Annotated in this window: 19 protein-coding genes; 4 read left to right on the top strand and 15 right to left on the bottom strand. The window is 50.5% G+C overall.

Annotated elements, in window-relative coordinates; all coding sequences use genetic code 11:
* Window positions 1–34: 34 nt before the first annotated feature.
* From murB to M0220_RS14995, 7 genes are read right to left on the bottom strand one after another with little or no spacing between them, the layout of a single operon-like run.
* The gene (gene murB, locus M0220_RS15025) at window positions 35–1,090 is read right to left on the bottom strand and encodes a UDP-N-acetylmuramate dehydrogenase (RefSeq protein WP_264018101.1); all 1,056 of its coding nucleotides are present in this window, start codon (window positions 1,088–1,090) and stop codon (window positions 35–37) included.
* Window positions 1,077–1,562, bottom strand: a complete 486-nt coding sequence (locus tag M0220_RS15020) for a low molecular weight protein-tyrosine-phosphatase (protein WP_030072398.1) — start codon at window positions 1,560–1,562, stop codon at window positions 1,077–1,079. The genes murB and M0220_RS15020 overlap by 14 nt, the downstream gene beginning before the upstream one ends.
* Complete coding sequence (kdsB, locus tag M0220_RS15015; RefSeq protein WP_264018100.1) at window positions 1,559–2,344, bottom strand: 3-deoxy-manno-octulosonate cytidylyltransferase; 786 nt, start codon at window positions 2,342–2,344, stop codon at window positions 1,559–1,561. Before kdsB ends, M0220_RS15020 begins: the two co-directional genes overlap by 4 nt.
* A complete protein-coding gene (locus tag M0220_RS15010; protein WP_264018099.1) occupies window positions 2,344–2,553 on the bottom strand; it encodes a Trm112 family protein in 210 nt (69 codons plus the stop codon). Before M0220_RS15010 ends, kdsB begins: the two co-directional genes overlap by 1 nt.
* Window positions 2,546–3,562 (bottom strand): tetraacyldisaccharide 4'-kinase, encoded by a 1,017-nt coding sequence (gene lpxK / locus M0220_RS15005; protein ID WP_264018098.1) that lies wholly within the window; start codon window positions 3,560–3,562, stop codon window positions 2,546–2,548. The genes M0220_RS15010 and lpxK overlap by 8 nt, the downstream gene beginning before the upstream one ends.
* A complete protein-coding gene (gene msbA / locus M0220_RS15000; protein ID WP_264018097.1) occupies window positions 3,559–5,295 on the bottom strand; it encodes a lipid A export permease/ATP-binding protein MsbA in 1,737 nt (578 codons plus the stop codon). Before msbA ends, lpxK begins: the two co-directional genes overlap by 4 nt.
* Before the next feature lie 56 nt (window positions 5,296–5,351).
* Window positions 5,352–7,619, bottom strand: a complete 2,268-nt coding sequence (locus M0220_RS14995; RefSeq protein ID WP_264018096.1) for a DNA internalization-related competence protein ComEC/Rec2 — start codon at window positions 7,617–7,619, stop codon at window positions 5,352–5,354.
* Between the two features lie 95 nt (window positions 7,620–7,714).
* Between M0220_RS14995 and M0220_RS14990 the strand changes: the two genes are divergently transcribed.
* Window positions 7,715–8,266 carry a DUF2062 domain-containing protein gene (locus M0220_RS14990; RefSeq protein ID WP_030072386.1) on the top strand — a complete coding sequence of 184 codons (552 nt, stop codon included), beginning with the start codon at window positions 7,715–7,717 and terminating at the stop codon, window positions 8,264–8,266.
* A gap of 12 nt (window positions 8,267–8,278) precedes the next feature.
* Here M0220_RS14990 and M0220_RS14985 read toward each other — a convergent pair whose 3' ends face one another.
* Both M0220_RS14985 and M0220_RS14980 read right to left on the bottom strand, forming a co-directional pair.
* Window positions 8,279–8,989 (bottom strand): ABC transporter ATP-binding protein, encoded by a 711-nt coding sequence (locus tag M0220_RS14985; protein ID WP_030072384.1) that lies wholly within the window; start codon window positions 8,987–8,989, stop codon window positions 8,279–8,281.
* A gap of 10 nt (window positions 8,990–8,999) precedes the next feature.
* The gene (locus M0220_RS14980) at window positions 9,000–10,241 is read right to left on the bottom strand and encodes a lipoprotein-releasing ABC transporter permease subunit (protein WP_030072382.1); all 1,242 of its coding nucleotides are present in this window, start codon (window positions 10,239–10,241) and stop codon (window positions 9,000–9,002) included.
* Between the two features lie 212 nt (window positions 10,242–10,453).
* On the opposite strand from M0220_RS14980, the gene M0220_RS14975 reads away from it, so the two are divergent.
* On the top strand, window positions 10,454–11,524 hold the full coding sequence (locus M0220_RS14975; protein ID WP_264018095.1) for an agmatine deiminase family protein: 1,071 nt from the start codon (window positions 10,454–10,456) through the stop codon (window positions 11,522–11,524).
* 9 nt (window positions 11,525–11,533) lie between these two features.
* Window positions 11,534–12,436, top strand: a complete 903-nt coding sequence (locus tag M0220_RS14970; RefSeq protein ID WP_264018094.1) for a carbon-nitrogen hydrolase — start codon at window positions 11,534–11,536, stop codon at window positions 12,434–12,436.
* A 152-nt stretch (window positions 12,437–12,588) separates the two neighbouring features.
* Here the strand turns inward: M0220_RS14970 and M0220_RS14965 are convergent, their stop codons facing one another.
* The 3 genes from M0220_RS14965 to secA all read right to left on the bottom strand — a co-directional run bounded on the left by M0220_RS14965 (window position 12,589) and on the right by secA (window position 17,667).
* Window positions 12,589–13,536: a Nudix family hydrolase gene (locus tag M0220_RS14965; protein WP_264019236.1), complete on the bottom strand. Its 948-nt coding sequence runs from the start codon at window positions 13,534–13,536 to the stop codon at window positions 12,589–12,591.
* 132 nt (window positions 13,537–13,668) lie between these two features.
* Window positions 13,669–14,898, bottom strand: coding sequence for a bifunctional glutamate N-acetyltransferase/amino-acid acetyltransferase ArgJ (gene argJ / locus M0220_RS14960; protein ID WP_030072374.1), 1,230 nt, complete (start codon window positions 14,896–14,898; stop codon window positions 13,669–13,671).
* Window positions 14,899–14,934: 36 nt separating this feature from the next.
* Window positions 14,935–17,667, bottom strand: a complete 2,733-nt coding sequence (secA, locus tag M0220_RS14955) for a preprotein translocase subunit SecA (protein ID WP_030072372.1) — start codon at window positions 17,665–17,667, stop codon at window positions 14,935–14,937.
* Between the two features lie 551 nt (window positions 17,668–18,218).
* Here secA and M0220_RS14950 point away from each other — a divergent pair.
* Window positions 18,219–18,689, top strand: a complete 471-nt coding sequence (locus M0220_RS14950; RefSeq protein ID WP_030072367.1) for a DUF721 domain-containing protein — start codon at window positions 18,219–18,221, stop codon at window positions 18,687–18,689.
* A gap of 105 nt (window positions 18,690–18,794) precedes the next feature.
* On the opposite strand, the gene lpxC is transcribed toward M0220_RS14950, so the two are convergent.
* The 3 genes from lpxC to ftsA all read right to left on the bottom strand — a co-directional run bounded on the left by lpxC (window position 18,795) and on the right by ftsA (window position 22,367).
* On the bottom strand, window positions 18,795–19,706 hold the full coding sequence (gene lpxC / locus M0220_RS14945; RefSeq protein WP_264018093.1) for a UDP-3-O-acyl-N-acetylglucosamine deacetylase: 912 nt from the start codon (window positions 19,704–19,706) through the stop codon (window positions 18,795–18,797).
* Between the two features lie 158 nt (window positions 19,707–19,864).
* On the bottom strand, window positions 19,865–21,043 hold the full coding sequence (ftsZ, locus tag M0220_RS14940) for a cell division protein FtsZ (RefSeq protein ID WP_030072363.1): 1,179 nt from the start codon (window positions 21,041–21,043) through the stop codon (window positions 19,865–19,867).
* A gap of 34 nt (window positions 21,044–21,077) precedes the next feature.
* Window positions 21,078–22,367, bottom strand: a complete 1,290-nt coding sequence (gene ftsA / locus M0220_RS14935) for a cell division protein FtsA (RefSeq protein ID WP_030072361.1) — start codon at window positions 22,365–22,367, stop codon at window positions 21,078–21,080.
* Between the last annotated feature and the right edge of the window lie 31 nt (window positions 22,368–22,398).

Below are 22,398 nucleotides of genomic sequence, written 5' to 3'. Positions count from 1 at the left end.
TGCTGCACTAAAAACCCCGCTAAGCGGGGTTTTTTTATGCTTGTATTAAGCGTGGTTCGGGCTCTAACTCAACACCAAATTGGCCATAGACCTTGCGGACAATATACTCAGCAAACTGCAGTAGCTCAGGGCGATCACCGCCGCCAAAATGCACAAGCACCAATGCTTGCTGTGTGTGAACACCGAAAGCTCCTTGCCGAGCTCCTTTCAACCCGCACTGGTCAATTAACCACCCCGCTGCCAGTTTGCTTTTCCCATCAACCTGGGGAAAATATGGCATGTTAGGATGCGCTTGTAACAAGCGCGATAGCTGTTCGCTACTAACCAGCGGGTTTTTAAAAAAGCTTCCCGCATTCGCGAGCATATTAGGATCCGGCAATTTTTCTCGACGAATAGCGCACACCGCTTGAGCTACCGCCAAGCAACTTGATGAGGCCGATACACGGGCAGCTAAATCCCCATAACCTAGTCTTGGTTGCGGTTTTTTTGATAATCGAAGCGCCAACTGAGTAATGACAACTTTATCTGCTAGCGCTTTTTTGAAAATGCTATCACGGTAACCAAACTGGCAATCATCGGTGCTTAACCAACGGACCTTGCCTGAGGCTAGTTCTACTATTTGCACTCCCTCTATGACGTCTTTAAGCTCAACACCATAAGCACCGATATTTTGCACTGGTGCTGCACCGCAATCACCTGGTATTAACGCTAAGTTTTCAATACCCCACAGGCCACGAGCCGCTAGCGTCATTACTAACGAGTGCCAATTAACACCAGCCCCCACATAGGCAACAACCGACTCTCCGCGACTTTCTAGCCACCACTGCTGTATACCTGGCCGAATCGCAATGCCTTTCAATGCCGTAGGAAGCAGCACGTTACTGCCACCTCCCAAGAGGGTAATGCGCCACCGTTTATCAACGGCTTCACGCACGACATACTGGAGCGCATTTAGTGTTTTAGGAACCACATACCGTTCCGCCTGACAGGGTAAACGCAGCGTATTTAAAGAGGTTAAATCGACCGATTGGCAACAACTGAGCAAGTCACTAACACTTCTTTCACACCCTGTGTTTTCACAACCTGTCATTTCTCAGCCCGTCGTTTCTCAGATGGGCAATTAGCCCTACAGAAGCCGCCTCAATTAAATCCAGGACATGTTCAAAACCCTCGTCTCCACCATAATAAGGGTCGGGCACTTCTGCCTCAGGCAGATCAGCAAACTCTAAAAAAAGCCCCACATGGGCACGACTATTGCTCGGCTGAAGCGCTTGCATCGCCTTGAGGTTGTCGCGATCCATGCCTAATACGTAGTCAAATTCAAGAAAGTCACCAGCACTGAGCTGACGAGCGCGCAAATGACCAATATCGATACCACGCCTTGATGCGGCTACTTGCGCGCGGGTGTCTGGCGCTTTTCCAACATGCCAGTTACCTACACCACAAGAGTCAACGATAATATGACGATTTAACCCAGCCTCTTCAACAGCGTGCCAAAAGACGCCTTCGGCCGTTGGCGAACGGCAAATATTACCTAGGCAGACAAACAGTACACGCTTCATTCGCTGTCACCTCCACTCGCTAGTAGCGCTCTCACCCGGACTAAGTCTTCCGGCGTATCCACACCCGGCGGGTTAATAGTGCTGGCAAGCGCAACTTGAATGGCATAGCCATGCTGAAGCGCACGCAACTGCTCCAATTGCTCCAACTGCTCAAGACTCGATGGTGCCAGCTCACGATAAGCAGCAAGAAAACTGGCACGGTAGGCGTATATACCGATATGACGCAACCAAGCATCGGTAGCTAACAGCTCGGGCTGTGTTTTAAATTGCTCTCGATCCCACGGAATGGGCGCACGAGAAAAGTACAGGGCTCGGCCCTGTAAGGAGCGAACCACTTTGACGACGTTAGCGTTAAATAACGTTTCAACATCGGCAATGGGCTCAGCAAGTGTCGCAATGGCTGCTTCTGGGTCTTCGGCTAACCGCATGGCCACTTGGTCAATTAAAACCGGCGGAATAAGCGGCTCGTCTCCTTGCACGTTCACTAACAAAGCGTCATCGCTTAGCCCAAGGCATTCTGCCACCTCAGCCAATCGATCGGTGCCAGAAGGATGATCCGAGCGCGTCATCACGACCTCTGCACCGTAGGGCAACATCGCCTCACGGATGCGTGAATCATCAGTGGCCACCACAACACGGCTTGCTTGGCTTTGACAAGCCCGGCGCCAGACATGGGCAACCATAGGCTCGCCCGCTATATCCAGCAGCGGCTTACCCGGTAAGCGGGTTGAGCCAAATCGTGCGGGAACCACAGCAATAAATTCGGTTTGAGCGACTGACATTACGCCTCTCCGGTACGACCTGGCGAGATAGGCAATTTTTCATCGGCATCCATCGTGCGCGCCTCTTCAGGAAGCATCACAGGAATGCCTTCTTGAATAGGATACCCCAAACCGTCGTAGTGGCAGCAAAGCTCTTGGGCTTCACGGTTATACTTGAGCTTGCCGTTGCAAAGTGGGCAAACCAGCATTGCCAATAGTTCTTTATCCATCGGTGTATCCCTTTTTAGAAAGCGCTGACAATTTAGCTGCCAGCCAGTGTTCAAACTCTGGCGGAAGCAAGGCTTCTACCTCTAGCACCCAGCTATCGGGTGGCGCAAACGCTTGGCACTTCACTGCATCTTTGGCAGTCATTACAACTGGGCGCTGATGACTAAAACGGAAAGTCTGGTCATCAAACCGCTGATGATCTGCTAGCGGACGCATCTCGCCGTCCACACCCAAACTGCGCAGCGTATTAAAAAAACGCTCAGGATGGCCAATACCCGCCACAGCATTCACAGGTGGCACAAATGGTAGCGGAGTGATCGGCACACGCTGACCATCCCGCATTCGACGCCAACTTAGCGGCGCTAATTGCATCGCTATTCCTTCAACTGGCAAGGGGCAACACTGCTCACCATTAATAATCACAGCATCAACTTGAGCTAATCTACTAGGCGATTCTCTCAGCGGCCCAGCGGGTAAACACCAACCATTACCCAGTCCCCGCGCCCCATCAATGACGACTAATTCAATATCACGTCCTAACGCCAAATGCTGTAATCCATCGTCACTAACAATAATATCGCACCCTTTATCAACCAAGGTTTTAACACCTCGTGCACGGTGCGGGTCAGCCACTACCGGACAGCTCGTTTGCTGCACCAGCATTAATGGCTCATCACCACTTTGGGCCGGATCGGTTAGTGCGGTTACTTCTAATGGATAGTGCGATGCTTTACCACCGTACCCACGAGTAATGATGCCTGGGGACCACCCCTGCGTCCTCAGCCAGTTGACCAGCCACGCAACTAAAGGCGATTTACCGGTTCCACCAAGGGTAATATTACCCACCACAATAACGGGCACACCTGCTTTAAAAACTGGTTTTTTACCAGTGTGGTAGCGGGTGTTTCTCCACATCATAAGATAACGGTATAAAAAACCCAATGGATATAACGGTGTTAGCCAACGGCTTCCATGATAGGCCGCTTTGAGCCAGCGTTGCTCAACACTCATTCATTATCCTGGAACTGAAGTTGATGCAGTGCCGCGTAAGCGCCTCCGGCTTCTAATAGCGCTTGGTGGGTCCCCTGCTCAATAATACGCCCTTGGTCCATGACCAAAATACGGTCAGCTCGTTCAATCGTGGATAGGCGGTGGGCAATGACCAGCGTTGTTCGGCCTTTACACACATGCTCTAGCGCTTTTTGTATATAGCGCTCGGATTCGGTATCCAGTGCTGATGTCGCCTCGTCCAAAATAAGAATAGGCGCATCTTTAAAAATCGCCCGCGCGATGGCCAAGCGCTGACGCTGGCCACCCGAAAGCATCACGCCATTTTCACCCACTACCGTGGCATAGCCCTGGGGCAGCTTCTCAATAAACTCACTGGCATAAGCCGCCTGAGCAGCGGCTTCAATAGCGGCTGGATCTGGGTTGGTTACGCCATAGCCAATGTTATCTGCAATGGTGGCATTGAATAGCGTGACTTGTTGCGATACCAATGCAATATGCTGACGCAATGGACCCAGCGCATATTCATCAACATTTACCCCATCAATCAAAATACGTCCTTCGCTAGGCCGATAAAAACGCGGCAACAGGCTGACCAATGTCGACTTACCGCTGCCTGAGCGGCCAACAATTGCCACTAACTCGCCTGGGGCGACGCTAATGTTAATATCACGTAGTACGTTAGGCTGATCGTCAGCGTAGCGAAAACTAACATTATCGACCACTACGCTACCCGTTAGCTGTTGAGGAATTTTTTTACCTTCATCCTGTTCAGGGGTCATATCAAGTAGGCCAAATAGCTCAGCCGCCGCCGCGATGCCTTTTTGAATCTCACTGTTCACTTCAGTGAGCTGACGCACGGGTTTGATCATTAGTGCAGCCGCTGTAATAAAGGCTACAAACTCACCCGGCGTCATGTTTTCCATCAGTGCAGGTGCCATCGCTAACCAAACCAAAATCGCCATCGAAATCGCGACCAGCATTAAAATTACTGGTGAGCTTACGGCACGCGTCATCGCCTCTTTCATACTTTGGCGACGATTTTCTTCACTTACTCGCTCAAAACGCTGTTTTTCATACGCTTCAGCCCCATGCGTGCGCACGACACGGTAGCCAGAGAGCGCTTCAGAAGCGACATGGGTAACATCTCCCATGGAGTGTTGAATACGCTTAGAGATTCGTCTAAACCGTTTGCTGACATAGCCCACTACTCCAGCGATCACCGGCGTTACGCCTAAAAATAACAGCGTTAGCATCCAGTTTGTCCAGAAGAGATAACCAATCAACCCAATAACGAATAAGCCTTCACGCAAAATAATAGTGACTGCTTTCGTGGCAGCGCCTGCCACCTGTTCTACATGATAGGTAACCCGAGATACCAAATGACCGCTAGAGTGATGATCAAAAAATCGCCCTGGCAAATGCAGTAAGTGCGCAAAAACATCACAGCGTAAAGTATGAATCACATAGCGTCCGACATAAGACATAAAATAAGTGCTTAAAAATGTCCCTACCCCGCGCGATGCAAACATAATCACCACAAATAGTGGGAGCAGTAGCCGAAAAGTAGCATCAGGATTTTGAATACCATCAATCAGTCGTTTCATCATTTCAGCTAATGCCGTACTGGAAGCGGCATAAATGACGAAGCCCACTATCGCTAACGCAAATGCGCGCCAGTGGGGCTTTACGTAAGTTAACAATCGTTTATAGAGAACCCAACCTGAATCAGTCACACGCGCTCCTGGCCATAGTGTGCAGTTGCCAGGATTCTACCTTATGGTGACGCGCATCAACACCGCTTACGAGCACCCGGTAGTTTTCGCATGGGAATGACCTGAATGGGCTGGGTAGCCATAAGGCTAAATTCAAGCGCCCCATCCTGGGCAGTGCTCCATAAACAGCTCTGCTGTTGGCGAAAGCGGCGGACTACCGCATCAACTGGATGATTAAAGGGGTTGTCTTTTCCAGCACTAAAAATAACATGTTGAGGACGGCTGACCTGCAAAAATTGGATTCCCGAACTTGTATTGCTTCCATGATGCCCAGCCACTAACACGTTAATCGGCGTAATAACTTTTGCTAATACTCTTCTTTCAACGTCCTTGCCTACATCTCCCGTGATAAGCAAACGTTGTTCTCCCGCGCTTACCTGCAGCACACAAGATCGATCATTTGAGGAGAGCGCGTTATCACCCGCTGGGGGCCATAATATCTGATAGTGAATGCCATCGCGTCGCCACTGCTGCCCTTGAACACATTGTGTACTGGCAACGGGCAGTGACTCGCCTCGTGGAGTCGACCATAGCGTCACTTGATGGTCTTTTAAAAGCGCACTGACACCCCCAGCATGATCGGTATCGGCATGACTTACGATAACACGATCAAACGATTGCCCTGGGGGCCACAAGGTTTGCAGTGGCATAAAACCACTGCGAAAACGTGGCCCGGTGTCATAAAGCAAGCGATAGTTAGTACTACGCAACTCGATCAGTTGACCTTGGCCAACGTCATAAATCACGACACGTACCTCGCCCGGATTAAGCTGTGCATCTGCTGGCCACCAAGGGAAACTTAGCAGTAGCAATGGTACGCTGAATCGCAGCCAACCTGGGACAGTGGGAAATGCCCAGCATAGCGACATCAGTACCAATATACCTACCAGCGGGTACACCATCATTGACGGCGGCTGCAAAAGCGGCGCCCAATGCACGGTAACAACTAATAAATAGTGAAAAACTTGTAACGCCTGCTCAAAACACCACCACATAAATAACCCTATCCCGGGCAGTGGTGACAATACCCATCCCAATAATGCACTGGGCACCATAACGGAACTGACCCAAGGGACAGCAAAAAGATTAATCAAAGGGGCCGCAGGGGCAACTCTCTCAAACGCCACTAACACTGCTGCCGCCATTAGCGGTGCAATGAGTAGTTGGGAACGAAGTAGCGCCCAGCACCAGCCTTTCACCCCTTGGGGGCGGGGACGGCCTTGCCAAATTACAATCAACCAGGCTACCGCAATAAACGATAGCCACAGTCCAGGTCGCCATAATGCAAGTGGGTCAACGACGATTACGATGCCAAGCGCAAGCCACCAAGCTTGCCATGGGCCAGGTGCATGACGACCGCTTAGCACCCACAAGCCTAACAGCGTCATAATCATGGCCCGCATGGCAGGAGGGGCCAGCCCAGCTAATATGGCGTAACCCACCGCCGCCACTCCTGCTAACCACCATGGCCAAGCTCGTAGACGCCAATGGGTTGGCGTTACCAACCTGGCAATAAAGCGAGCTAATAGCAGCACAAACGAAGCAACAAGTCCGACGTGTAAACCAGAGATAACCACTAAATGCGTCGTACCCGTTGCATTGAGCAAGGTCCAATCATCCTGGGTCAACTGCTCACTATCACCCAGCGTTAGCGCCGCAAGCCAGCGCCGAGTTTGCTCTTGCAACGGTTGACTAGCCAGCCTTTCAATAGCCGATTGGCGAATTGTCGGCGCAGCCTCCGACAAACGTTCAGGCTTCGGCTCTTGGCGCACATAGCCCGTTGCGTGTATCCCTTCTCGCCATAGCCACTGTTGAAAATTAAACGTATTGGGATTAGAAAAGCCACTGGGAGGGCGAAGCCGCAGCGTCATCTGCCAGCGCTCTCCCAAGAGGTAGCGTTGATCATCGTAAGCACTTACTCTCACACTGCGTAGAGCGCTACAGCTAGGAAGATGCTCAGGAGAGTGACAGGATTCAATAGATAGGCGTAATCGCGACGACCCGCTTTCCGCTTGAACGTTTACTATCTGGGCCTGAATAATGACATCTTCACCACTGAGCCCGCTTGGCAACCGACGCCCCCACTCATGCTGCACACTGATAAAAACCCAGCTCAAAATAACCAAAAAAATCAGTAGATTACGCCTATACACCACCAAGAAAAGCACGGCCACAAATATACCTGCCAGCAGTGCTTGTAAGCGTGCATCTGGGCCGCTTATCCATGCCAATAGCGCACCCATGAAACCTGCCAACGCAGCGGGTAGTGCAACGCCTATGTGCATATTCCCTCCTTGGAACAAGTTCATTCAAAGCCACGCGTAGCCGAAGCACACTGCTATATGGATAATAGGAGGCACCTATTAAAAGAGTACCTGACATGCCGCGCCGTTTCCTGCAGCGCTACATGCCAAAACCCGATACATTAAGGCGTCAGCGTTCTCTACGCTTTATCGCGCCATTAATTGCAGATCCTGGGCTATGGCTTTTAACACGTCGAAGCGTTGCAAATGCGTTTAGCGTGGGGCTTTTTTGCGCCATGCTGCCTATACCGTTTCAAATGGTAGTTGCAGCATTGGGGGCTAGGTTTACCCGTTGCAATTTAGCTCTATCGGTAGGTCTAGTGTGGATCACGAACCCACTCACCATGCCGGTTATTTTTTATTTTAATTACCGTATTGGCACATTTCTTTTAGAAGCCCCCGTTAGAGAGGCCCCATCGCGCATCTCAACGCGCTGGATTGCAGAGCAAATGCACGACATTATGCCGCCGCTGATGCTTGGCTCGCTAATTTCTGCCGTTTTACTAGCGATTATCGCCAATATTGTCATACGGCTAATTTGGCGCTGGCATGTTTCTCATCACTGGAAGCGCCGCCGCCTAAAAAGGCGGCAGCGCCGAGCGCGCATTGAGTCAGAATTCGATGACTAACCTCACAAGCTATTAGGCATTTTGCTGCTCAATTAACTGCCCGCCATCCAATTTCAACACTCGATCTTGATGAGCAGCCAAGCTGACATCATGGGTAACAATAACAAACGCGCAAGCGCTCTCTTTAGCCAGTTCATCCATAAGTGCTAATATAGTTGCTGCGGTAGTTTGATCTAGGTTCCCGGTTGGCTCGTCCATCAGCACAAGACTGGGGTCGGTCACTAGCGCACGAGCAATAGCCACTCGCTGACGCTCCCCACCCGAAAGCTCGCCAGGTTTGTGATCCGCCCGCGTCTTCATGCCCACCCGTTCAAGCAACTGCATTGCGCGCTGCTCCGCCACTTTTTTAGATTGGCCGCGAATAATGAGCGGCAGCGCAGCATTCTCAACTGCGGTGAACTCAGCTAGCAAGTGATGAAATTGATAAACAAAGCCAATATAGCGATTCCGAAAACGACCGAGCGCCGCGTCATTAAGACCCGAAAGCGGCTCGCCAGCAATCACTACGCTACCTGCGCTAGGACGATCAAGACCTCCCAACAGGTTTAACAGCGTTGTTTTACCCGAACCAGAGCTGCCCACAATGGCAACACGCTCTCCTGCATGCACCTTAAGCTCAAGCTGATCTAATACGGTAAGATCTTGAGGACCTTCGTCGTAAATCCTTGTCAGGCTGTTACATTCCAGCATAATCGCTGCTGTGTGCGGTGTACTTGAGGTCATCATTGCGTCCTTATTCATAACGCAGTACGTCGGCAGGCTGAACCCGAGCGGCCCGCCAAGCGGGATAAAGCGTCGAGAGGAAGGTCAGACCAAAGGCAGCGATAACGATATCGCGTACATCGCCCCACTGCAGCTTAGAGGGCAGGTCGCTAATAAAGTAAACCCCAGCATCTAAAAATTGAATACCGAAAGCTGTTTCAAACCAGCCAATTAAATCTGAGATAGTAAGCGCTAAGATAACCCCTGCCGTAACGCCGATCGCAATACCAATCAGTCCGATAGTCAGCCCCTGAACAATGAAAATCCCCATAATTGAACGCGGGGTAGCACCTATGGTTCGTAAAATGGCGATATCCGCTCGCTTATCGGTAACCACCATTACTAACGTAGACACAATATTAAACGCAGCGACAGCAATAATGACGGTAAGTAGCAGTGCTATCATGCGCTTTTCCATTTGAATTGCTTGGAAAAGACTGCCGTGGGAAAAGGTCCAATCCGTACCGCGGTAACCTGAGCCCAGTTCGTTAACAATCGCTTGAGTTTCACTGCCAGATACAAACAGGTCATCCAGCTCCAGCCTCAGACCACCCACCGCATCGCCCAGACGCGCTAAGGTTTGCATATCCTCAATATTGGCATAAGCCAAATTGGCATCTAAATCAGCGCCTACGCTAAAGATACCGCTAACGGTAAACCGTTTTAGCCTTGGAAAAACCCCAGCGGGGGTAATCGATGCCTCCGGAACAAGTAGCGTAACTCGGTCTCCTACCCCTACGCCCAAGCGACGTGCCAACATAGATCCCAAAACTACGTTCCACTCGCCAGGCACTAGATCGGAAAGCTCACCTTCGCGCATATGCTTTCCAATAATCGACACTTGGTCTTCCCAGTCCGGATGGATGCCATTCACCATAGCCCCCTGGTTTCTACCGCCCGCTGAAAACATACCTTGCTGTTCAACATAAGGTGCTGCGCCAATGACCCGCTCTCGCTCAACGAGCCTTTCTGCTAACGCTTGCCACTCGACTAATCCTTCTTGCGACTCAATTTTAGTGTGAGGCACCATCCCCAAGATACGGGTACGGAGTTCATGATCAAAACCATTCATGACCGACAGCACAAGGATTAGCACAGCCACGCCAAGCATTAATCCCAACATTGAAGTTAGCGAAATAAACGAAATAAAGTGGTTCCGGCGTTTAGCGCGCACGTAGCGCAGCCCCACCAGAAAAGGCAAACGATCAAGCATGGCATCATTCCTTAGTAATAAGCGTCCATGGTACGGTTTTTTTAGCATGGGTGCATGTAAGAACGCAGGGTTAGAGTAACAGGACCACTTGCCGTTCCCTCAAGTACGGTAACGCTTGCATGTTAGTAAACAAGCCCCTAAATTGCGCCCGTTCTCCTTGTCTTCGGAGATAACCTCTAGGGCAAGCATTTTTTCGACTATTAAGAGCATCTGTGACGTTGGCTAACAAAACTTACCGTTTATTGCCTGAGTGGTATCCCCAAGACGGCTTGCAACTGACTTGGCCGCGCCCAGATGGCGACTGGGCATCGTTGTTATCGCGTATCGAGGCAACACTTGAGCGTATCGTGATAGCCACGACACGCTATCAGCGCGTGCTGATCAGCGTTCCTGATGTTGCCACCCAGCGCCGCTTGGCTGCGACGTTTGACGCCTATGGCATTCCTCAATCACAACTGATGCTCATTGTCGCGCCCACAGATGACACTTGGGCTAGGGACCATGGGCCGATCACCGTGGTAGACGAAGCTCTGCAGCCGCTCATACTGGATTACACGTTCACTGGCTGGGGCGGTAAATTCCCTGCCGAGCATGACAATCGGCTTACTCAATGGCTGGACGATATAGGCGTGTGGGCCTGCCCTGTCGCTACACGGAATATGGTACTAGAAGGCGGTGCAATTGAAACCGACGGTGAGGGCACGCTGCTAACCACCGAGGCCTGCCTGCTGAACCCAAATCGCAATTCGTCACTATCACGCACAGATGTTGAAGCTCAATTAGCGAAAGATTTCGGTGTCGACCGATTCCTATGGCTAGCAAACGGGCATCTTGAAGGTGACGATACCGACAGCCATGTTGATACGCTCGCACGCTTTTGCAACGCCTCGACCATTGCTTATGTCCGCTGCGACGACCCCACCGACCCTCACTACCCAGCATTAAATGCGATGGAGCAAGAACTGATGGCGTTTCGCCAGCGCAACGGCGAACCCTACCAATTAATTGCTTTGCCATGGCCTCAGGCCTGCTTTGATCCTGACGATGGTCATCGCCTTCCTGCTACCTACGCAAATTTTTTAATTATCAATCATGCCGTACTGGTGCCCACTTACGGCGATCCTGCCGATCTGATCGCACTGCAAGCATTGAGTGTTGCCTTCCCAGAACACACGATGATTCCAATTGAGTGTGTTAGCGTCATTCGCCAGCATGGCAGCCTCCACTGTTTAACCATGCAGCTACCAAGAGGCACTCTTGTCCCTGCACTTAGTCACTCCTAAGGAGCCATCATGCCTAACAGCTTAACCGTCGGTGTTGTTCAACAGTCAGCGTGGCCAGATAAAGCACGTAGTCTTGCTGCCAGCGAAGCTGGCATACGCTCAGCCGTTAGCCAAGGGGCACAATTAGTGTTGCTTCAGGAGTTGCATGCCACTCATTACTTTTGCCAGTACGAAGACCCTGCACTGTTTGATTTAGCTGAACCACTAGACGGCCCTACTGGGCAACGCCTAGCCGAACTGGCTAAAGAGTTGGATATCGTGCTGGTAGGGTCACTATTTGAAAAGCGTGCAGCGGGGCTTTACCACAATACAGCCGTCGTTTATGACCGCGCAAAAGGACGTGTTGGGCAGTACCGTAAAATGCACATTCCTGATGATCCAGCCTTTTACGAAAAGTTTTACTTTACCCCTGGCGATGCTGATGACGATCGCGGCCAAGGCTTCACGCCCATTGACACCTCTGTTGGGCGTCTAGGGGTCTTGGTTTGCTGGGATCAATGGTATCCAGAAGCAGCACGGTTAATGGCACTAAGTGGTGCAGAGCTACTTCTCTACCCCACCGCCATTGGCTGGGACCCAAATGATGATGACGCTGAAAAAGCGCGTCAGAAAGATGCCTGGACTATTATACAGCGCTCCCATGGCGTTGCTAACGGGTTACCCGTAATGGTCGCTAACCGTGTGGGCTTTGAACCCGACCACTCTGGTGCTGGTGACGGCATTACGTTCTGGGGTGGAAGCTTCGTATGCGGCCCACAAGGTGAAATGCTAGCGCATGCAGGAGAGGAGTCGCAGCAATTAGTAGTCAAGATAGACATGGCTCGTAGCGAGAACACTCGGCGCATTTGGCCATATTTACGCGACCGCCGCATTGATGCTTACGGTGATTTAACCCGCCGCTATCGCGATTGATAACCAGCCAGTTGGCTAATAAACCTAACCTGATAAAAACCTAACCTGATAAACCCCTCGCCTGATAAAAACCTCAGATGATAATAACATGGACGCCTGCTCTCATAGAGAGCAGGCGCAGTCATTAAAACACCTGCATGTGGCAGTTGGCTTTATTTCCAAAAATCACGAATAGACGCAATTCCCTGGGCGCCAACGGCGCGTGCATGGCTAGCATCAAAGCGTGTCATACCCCCCAATGCATATACCGGCATACCCGCACGTTCCACTAGCTGTTGAAAGTCATGCCAGCCTAGCGGCGCTACTTCTGGATGAGAAGGCGTGGTGCGTAATGGCGAAAGCGTCACAAAGTCACAACCTAAAACTGCTGCCTGGGAAAGCTGCGTTTGATCATGAGTTGATGCTGATAGCCATTTATTTTCAGCGATCGGGCGACGCTCAAGGCTCATTAACCGCGCGCTCGTCAAATGGATACCGTCAGCATCAATCCTATCAAGCAACGCAGGCTCACCGTTCAATAGAAGCCTTGCATCGTACTGACGACAAAGGCGCAGAGCACGCTCAGCACGGGCGACATAAGCCGCTTCATTAAGATTTTTCGCCCGCAGCTGTACTAACCTTACGCCGTCTTCATCTAATGCTCTTTCTAGCAGGCTATCAAAACGCTCTTCATCGGATTCTTCACCGGTAATCAGGTAGTCAGTGGGCAACATCACTGCACGCAAAATAGGCAAGTTAGCGGCAGGGAAAGGATAATTTGCCAACTCTTCCATGGGCACCCAACGTACAGCCTGCCCTTCACGGCCAAACGGCTCACCTGCAAACTCTTGCACTTGCCAAACATCCAGAAGAATATGCTTATCAGGATACTCATGATGGACGCGGATAAGCGGCCGGGCACGTACAATCTCAACGCCTAGCTCTTCGTGCAGTTCGCGTTTGAGACCTTCAAGCCCTGTTTCATAAGGTGCCAGCTTGCCACCGGGAAACTCCCAGAGGCCGCCTTGATCGACATTAGAGGGCCGACGTGCAATCAGCACTCGCTTTTGATCGGCGCTGATCATTGCAGCCGCCGCAACATGAACCCGTCGTTTTACCATTACACTCATTACGTCTTTACCCACTTTGTGCGCGCCGCCTTAAACGAAGACGGCGCTATCTCGCTGCGTTAGCACGTCACTGCAACTGTTTTCAGCTACTTTCGAGCGCTTTTCAGCTACTTTCCAGCGCTTTCAGCTACGGTAATCCGCGTTGATAGTCACATAGCCATGAGATAGATCCGAGGTCCACACAGTGGCGCACTCTTCCCCACGACCCAAGTTAATGCGAATGATGATCTCTTCTTTCGCCATGACCGCACTGCCCGCGGCTTCGGTATAACTGGCTGCTCGGCCACCTTTCTCAACCAAGCGCACGTCACCCAAGTCAATGACCACCTTATTGACATCGAACGCTTCCACTGGCGCGCGTCCTACGGCAGCTAGAATACGCCCCCAGTTAGCATCAGAGGCGTAGAGAGCAGTTTTCACCAATGGCGAATGGGCCACGGTAAAGGCAACATCCAACGCTTCTTGCCGAGTAGACGCTTCATTCACCTGGAGCGTCACAAACTTAGTCGCTCCTTCACCATCACGAATAATCGCTTGAGCGAGTTCAGTCATGACACGCTGGAGCGCATTACGGAAAACGGCTATCTGCTCTTCACTTTCAACACGAGCGCCAGTGCCGGTCGCTGCTAGCATGCATGCATCGTTAGTTGATGTATCGCTATCAACAGTGATGCAATTAAAAGAGCGATCCACCGTTTCACGTAGCAAGCTCGCTAATAACGTCTGCTCAATCGCTGCATCCGTCACCACGAAACCCAACATGGTAGCCATATTGGGCTTAATCATGCCAGACCCCTTGGTTATGCCGTTGATCGTCACCTGCTGGTCACCGATTGAAACAGTTACGGTAGCCCCTTTGGCCCGAGTGTCAGTCGTCAGAATTCCTTCGCCTGCCTGTTGCCAAGCGAGGCTATCATCTGCCATGGAGCTCAGCGCATTCGGTATACCTGCAAGCAGCCGCGCCATAGGCAGAGACTCGCCAATCACACCCGTTGAAAACGGTATAACCTGACTTTTATCAACATTCGTTTGCTCAGCAAGCGCTTCACAGCTGGCATAAGCATCCTGCAGGCCTGATGCGCCAGTACCTGCATTAGCATTGCCTGTGTTAATTAACCAGTAACGAGGCGCATGCCCTGCGTTTGCGCACGCTTCCAGATGCGCTTTCGCTACGACTACAGGAGCAGCACAAAATGCGTTCTGTGTAAAAACTCCAGCTACTGTTGCCGTTTTAGGCAGTTCAATCACCACGACATCACGGCGATCTGGCTTCTTAATCCCTGCCATTGCACTGCCCAGACGCACCCCCTTAAGGGGTGGCAAGTCTGGAAAGGGAACATTACCCACCGCCATGTTTTTCTCCTTTATATTCGCTTTAGCCACGCGTGATTAGCTCAGTTTCCCACAGCACTGCTTATATTTTTTACCCGACCCACATGAGCACGGATCATTGCGCCCTACTTTTGGCCCTTCACGACGCAACGGACGGCCATCAGCCCCTGGCGCTTCTTGTGACACTTCTTCCTGCTGGGCATTAGGGTCATCATGACGGCTAGCAGCCATCGAGCGCTCACGCACTGACTCTTCACGACGCTTCTGCTCTAGTGCATCAACCTCTTCTGGCTGGCGAACCTGCACGTGACTTAGAATACGCGTAACGTCAGCTTTGATGTTGGTTAGCAAGTGCTGGAATAGCTCGAAGGACTCACGCTTGTATTCTTGCTTAGGATTCTTCTGGGCGTAGCCACGTAAATGAATGCCACGACGCAGGTGGTCCATCGACTGCAGATGCTCTTTCCAGCGAGTATCCAAAACTTGTAGCATTACCTGTTTCTCAAAACGACGAATTAACGCAGCTCCAGCAGCTTCAACTTTAGCTTGGTAAGCATCGCGGTGCATCGCTTGTAGACGTTCACGCAACTTCTCTTCACTAAAACGCTCATCCTCTGCCGCCCACTGTGTAACAGGAGCCTCAAGATTAAATTCAGTTTTAAGATGCGCTTCTAATCCTGGTAGATCCCACTGCTCAGCAAGGCTCTGAGGCGGCACGAAATCGCTAATGGTATCTTCCATAACTTCTTCACGAATACCAATAACAGCCTCGGAAACCTCATCAGCAGAAAGAATTTCATTTCGTTGCTCATAGATAACACGACGCTGATCGTTAGCGACATCGTCGTATTCCAGCAGCTGTTTACGGATATCAAAGTTGCGCCCCTCTACTTTTTTCTGGGCACGCTCAACCGCATTAGAAACCATCTTGTGCTCAATCGCCTCGCCTCGCTCTAGACCGAGAGCCAACATCAAGCGTTTCACCCGATCAGAACCAAACAGGCGCATCAAGCTATCTTCTAACGAGAGGAAGAAACGTGTAGAGCCTGGGTCACCTTGACGGCCTGCGCGGCCACGCAGCTGATTGTCAATACGACGCGACTCATGGCGCTCAGAACCAACAACATGCAAGCCACCCGCTTCTAAAACACCATCATGACGCTTCTGCCATTCTGCTTTTAGTGCATCAATCTGCTCTTGAGTGGGATTTTGCAGTTTAGCCGCTTCCGCTTCCCAGTTGCCCCCCAGAACAATATCGGTACCACGACCTGCCATATTCGTTGCGATAGTAATGGCACCAGGACGACCTGCTTGAGCGATAATTTCCGCTTCGCTCTGGTGCTGTTTTGCATTCAACACATTAAATGTCAGGCCAGCCTCGCGCATAAGGCGAGCTAGGTATTCTGACGTTTCAATTGACGCCGTACCCACCAAAACAGGACGCCCTGCTTCAGTTTCAGTTTTCACATCTTTAATAATCGCTTCGTACTTTTCTTCCGCACTGAGATAGACCAAATCATTCAGGTCTTTACGAGCAAGCGGACGGTTCGTTGGAATAACGACCACATCCAGGCCATAAATTTGCCGGAATTCGAATGCTTCAGTATCGGCAGTGCCGGTCATACCAGCGAGTTTTTCATACAGACGGAAGTAGTTTTGGAATGTAGTGGATGCCAGCGTCTGACTTTCTCGCTGAACAGTGACGCCCTCTTTCGCCTCAACCGCTTGGTGCAAGCCTTCTGACCAACGACGCCCCGGCATAGTACGACCAGTATGTTCATCAACGATAACCACCTGGCCTTCAGACACGATGTAGTCAACGTCTAAATGATAAAGGTGCCGTGCACGCAGCGCGGAGTGCATATGCTGAAGCAAGTTTAGATTTTGTGCAGCATAAAGCGATTCGCCTTCACCCAATAGGCCTTCGGCACGCATCAGCTCTTCAACTTTGTTATGCCCCTGCTCGGTAAGCTCTACCTGCTTTTGTTTTTCATCAAGCAGAAAGTCTCCCGTGACGGGTGCATCACTGTCCTCAGAAGCCTCGCCCTCTTCTAACTGCTGAGCTAGACGATTCACAATGCCGTATAAATCAGTATTTTCATCTACTGCGCCCGAGATAATTAGCGGCGTACGGGCCTCATCAATTAAGATAGAGTCGACTTCATCGACGATGGCATAATGCAGGCCACGCTGCACTTTATCCTCAAGCGAGAACGCCATATTGTCACGCAAATAATCAAAACCAAACTCGTTATTGGTGCCGTACGTGATATCACACTGATAGGCATGACGCTTCTCTTCGCCAGTTTGTCCAGCAAAAATAACGCCTACCGATAATCCAAGAAACTCATATAAAGGCCGCATCCACTCGGCATCGCGGCGAGCAAGATAGTCGTTAACGGTGACAACATGCACGCCTTTACCTGGCAACGCATTTAAATATACGGCAAGTGTTGCCACCAGGGTTTTACCTTCCCCCGTTTTCATTTCAGCAATGCGTCCACGATGCAGCGTCATTCCACCGACCATCTGAACATCAAAGTGGCGCATGTTCATTATCCGCTTACTGGCCTCGCGCACCACGGCAAATGCTTCAGGCAACAAGCTATCAATCGACGCGCCTTCTGCTAATTTCTCTCGCAGTAGCCCAGTCTTTGCCTGTAACTCAGCATCGTTTAGTCCTTCAAGCGCTTGTTCTAAAACGTTAATGCTGAGTACGCTTTTTTGCATGCGTTTAACATCGCGATCATTTTTAGAGCCAACGACTTTACGTAACAAATTATTAATCATGAAAGTTCCAAATCTTTACGAGCGGCCCCTAGAGGGGCGCCCTTTTATATAAGGCAAATAAAGGTAAATTAGCGAACAGAAAGAAAAACTGGCGGGCCACGTGGAGTCAACACATCAATTGCAGCAACCAATCGATGTGGAAGATGAGAAAAACAGTAAGCAGAGTGCTTGATGACAGAGGAATAAAAATACCTTTGCTTGCCTATCCAACGGCACAGCGCACACCGTTTTTTAGCTATCCATTTTGATTGGGCGCGCAGCATCGCCGGCACCCAAAAACAGATAATCACACCACGCTCACCGCTACGCAATGTCTCGGAAGGATGTAAACTAGCAGGTAATAAACAGCTCACTAAGAGGCCTGCCAGCCACCAACGCGCTAAGCCGTTTCGGCGTTGCCGCCGCGGCGAAGCAGACAAAACATCTGGCGTTGATGACATACTGTGGGCTGGCTCCTGAGCGTGTTAGGCTCTACCAATGAAAAGACAATATAAGACGCTAGTGGCAACCGTCAGTGTGACGCAACCAATAACGTTCTAGGAATCAAGTTGATGAGTATAAAGGTTAAGCGATCTCGCGCACAGCCCATTACCCAACTGCTGACCAAGTCTGGCAGCATGGGCCAGCTTATGCGACAGTCCCGCTTAATTGATCAGGCCCAACGTCATTTACGCGCCCACCTTCCTGATTCAATGCGAGAGCATATCTTCGTCGGCGGCTTTCAAAACGGACGCTTGACGCTAATTAGCGGCCAAGCAAGCTGGTTGACATGGTTACGCTATGAACAACCTCGTCTGCTGGTTCTATTGCACCAGTTACCAGGATTTGAAAGTGTCACTGGCTTTACCCTTAAGGTGCGTCCTATCCGACCGATTGAGAGGCCCAAACGCTACAACCGCACACTCTCTGAAAGCGCAGGCAAAGCAGTATCAGACTGTGCGAAAGATACCGACAACCCCTCTCTAAAAAGGGCATTAGAGCGTCTAGCTGCTCATGCACCTAAACATCCAGACCACAACTAGAGAAAAAACACCCAAGCTAAGCCTCAAAAAGCACAAAACACCGCCAAGGCGGTGTTTTGTAACGGCGGAAACAGGGGCATACAATCAATTTGTTTGGTGCTTTTCTTATGCCATTGCTGGTGCCGAGTATGAAATAGGCGCCACGGCTTTTTCTTCTTCAAATGTGACTATTTCGTATGCATCTGGTTGTGCCAGTAGCTCGCGACATAGTTGATTATTCAGCGCGTGACCGGATTTAACGCCACGAAACTCACCAATTAGGCTAAAGCCTAGCTGGTAGAGATCACCGATAGCATCCAGCACTTTATGCTTAACGAACTCATCGTCATAGCGTAAGCCGCCTTCGTTTACGATACGGTAATCGTCCACAACAATAGCGTTATCTAAACTACCACCAAGCGCCAGGTTATTAGACCGTAAAAATTCTAGATCGCGCATAAACCCAAAGGTACGTGCACGAGAAACCTCTTTAACAAACGACGTCGTTGAAAAGTCTATCAGCGCAGTCTGTTTTTGCTGTTCAAATACCGGATGGTCAAAATCAATAACAAACGAAACTTTAAATCCTTGATGCGGTAAAAAAACAGCTTCTTTATCACCATCACTGACGCTAATACGGCGCTTGATGCGAATAAATTTCTTAGGTGCTTCTTGTTCTAAAATGCCCGCTGACTGAATTAAGAATACAAAAGGGCTAGCACTGCCGTCCATAATAGGCACTTCAGGCGCACTTACATCAACGTAGGCATTATCAATTCCCAGCCCAGCAAATGCCGACATCAAGTGTTCTACCGTCGCCACCTTCACGCCATTGTAAGAAAGCGCGGTGCATAATGTCGTATCTTCGACCAATTCAGCACGTGCAGGCACTTGTACAACAGGCTCTAAATCGGTTCGAACAAACACGATTCCAGTGTTAACCGGCGCAGGGCGCAAAGCTAAATGAATTTTTTTGCCAGAGTGCAGACCCACTCCGGTAGCGCGAATGACGTTTTGTAATGTGCGTTGTCTGATCATGGGCAGCGGTCGAACTCTAATGACGGCGGTTACCGGCAACGTTGCCAACAAATACCGCCAGGGGAAGAAAATTAAGAAACAGTGTTCACTTTAACAGCAAACAAGCGTTTTAACCATTAAAACTCTTGTTTGCTGTTTCACTGAACCCAATGATGCGATTAATCTGCTTGACGGCGCAAAAACGCGGGGATATCCAAATAATCATCCGCATCCGGCGTGCGGCGTTTTTCTGGACGGGGTTTAGCAGCTGGATCAGATGCTTCAGCTCGCGCCGAGGCTTGCTGACGCATGACAGTGGGCTGCTGCAACTTACGATAATCAGCAGATGCATCAGCAGCGGATCTGCGCGCCGGCTCACGGGAGGCAACTTTCGCTTTATTGCCATCTAAACCAGCAGCAACTACCGTCACACGCAGCTCATCAGACATTTCCATGTCGATTGAGGTACCCACCACAATAGTTGCTTCCTGAGAGGCAAACTCTTGAACAGTGGCACCTACATCATTAAATTCACCAATCGACAAATCAGGACCCGCTGTAATATTGACCAAAATACCGCGAGCGCCGTGTAGATCAATATCTTCAAGCAACGGGCTTCGAATGGCTTTCTCCGCGGCTTCACGCGCACGATTTTCGCCAGTTGCCCCACCAGTCCCCATCATCGCCATGCCCATTTCTGACATAACGGTGCGAACATCAGCAAAGTCAACGTTGATAATGCCCGGGCTAGTAATAAGCTCTGCGATGCCTTGAACCGCGCCAAGCAACACGTCGTTGGCAGCACTAAATGCCGTTAGCAACGTTGCGTTTTTACCTAGCACAGAGAGCAGTTTTTCGTTTGGAATAGTAATTAACGAATCCACATGCTCAGAAAGCTCTTTCATGCCTTCTTCAGCGGCACGCATTCGTTTCGGCCCTTCAAATGGGAAGGGACGGGTAACAACAGCAACCGTCAAAATACCTAGTTCTTTGGCAACTTGAGCAACCACTGGCGCACCACCAGTGCCTGTCCCCCCCCCCATACCGGCCGTAATGAACACCATGTCCGCACCATTCAATAGCTCAGCGATGCGGTCCCGATCTTCCATGGCAGCTTGACGACCCACCTCAGGGTTTGCTCCCGCCCCAAGACCTTTAGTGATTTCTCCACCAAGCTGCAGAACTGTTTTTGCAGACACCCGTTTAAGTGCTTGAGCATCGGTATTGGCGCAAATAAATTCAACGCCTTCAATATTACTTTCAACCATGTGGTTAACAGCATTGCCGCCACCACCGCCAACACCGACCACTTTGATGACCGCACTGCTCGAGGGTGCGTTATCTACCAATTCGAACATAAGCCCCGTCTCCTGAACCGCGCTTGCGGCCCTGTCAGAAATTTCCTTTGAACCAGCCTTTAATTCTTGCCAGCGCCGATTGACCTTCCTTGATATCACGCCGGGTTAACTCATTGCGTCCTTTGTGAACAGCAACAACTCCCCCGTGGCTTTCTAGGCCTTGCCCATGTCGCGCTTCTTGTAAGGCATAATGCAATAACCCCACACCTGTCGCATAGATTGGGTTACGTACCACGTCTGCCAAACCTTTAACATTTTGCGGACAAGCAATACGAACTGGCATATGAAAAATCTCTTCTGCCAATTCACTGACGCCCTCCATGCGTGAGGTGCCCCCTGTGAGCACAACACCAGCAGCCACCATATCCTCATAGCCGCTACGACGTAATTCGTCTCTTACCAACGTAAATAGTTCCTCGTACCGAGGCTCAACCACTTCGGCAAGCGCCTGACGCGATAAATCGCGTGCTGGACGATCTCCTACGCTGGGTACTTTGATCATTTCATCACTTGCAGCTAGCTGTGTTAGCGCACAAGCATATTTAACTTTAATTTCTTCAGCATGTTGCGTTGGTGTTCGTAACGCCATCGCTATATCGTTCGTTACCTGGTCACCCGCAATAGGAATAACAGCGGTGTGGCGAATGGCACCTTCGCTGAATATGGCCATATCGGTGGTACCACCTCCGATATCCACCATACAAACGCCTAATTCCCGCTCATCTTCAGTAAGCACTGCCATACTTGAAGCTAGCTGTTCAAGAATAATAGCATCTACCTCTAGGCCACAGCGGCGTACACACTTTTCGATATTTTGAACAGCGTTTAACGCCGCTGTTACTAGATGCACCTGTGCTTCTAGACGCACACCTGACATTCCCAGAGGCTCACGGATACCACCTTGTGCATCAATTGAGAACTCTTGGGGCAACACATGTAAAACACGTTGTCCTTCTGAAACTGCACGGGCACGAGCAGAATCAATGACTCGCTCGATATCAGACGGCGTGACCTCCCTCTCTTTAATCGCGACAACCCCGTCAGAATTCATTGAGCTGATATGACTACCGGCAACGCCAACATAAACAGAATGAATATCACAACCAGCCATTAACTCAGCTTCTTCAACAGCACGCTGTATAGACTGCACTGTTGATTCGATGTTGATAACCACACCTCGCTTCATACCACGCGATGGATGAGAACCAATGCCTGCTATTTCAATCCCGCCATCATCGGTAGGTTGACCGACTATCGCGACAACTTTGGACGTTCCAATGTCCAGCCCGACAACCATATTGGATGCGTTGGGTGAGCCTGCCATGAGTCGGATAATCTCCCTTGAAAATTTTTTA

The organism is Halomonas qinghailakensis (assembly GCF_025820815.1).
GTDB lineage: Bacteria > Pseudomonadota > Gammaproteobacteria > Pseudomonadales > Halomonadaceae > Vreelandella > Vreelandella qaidamensis.
This window is presented reverse-complemented; position numbering and strand designations above follow the sequence as displayed.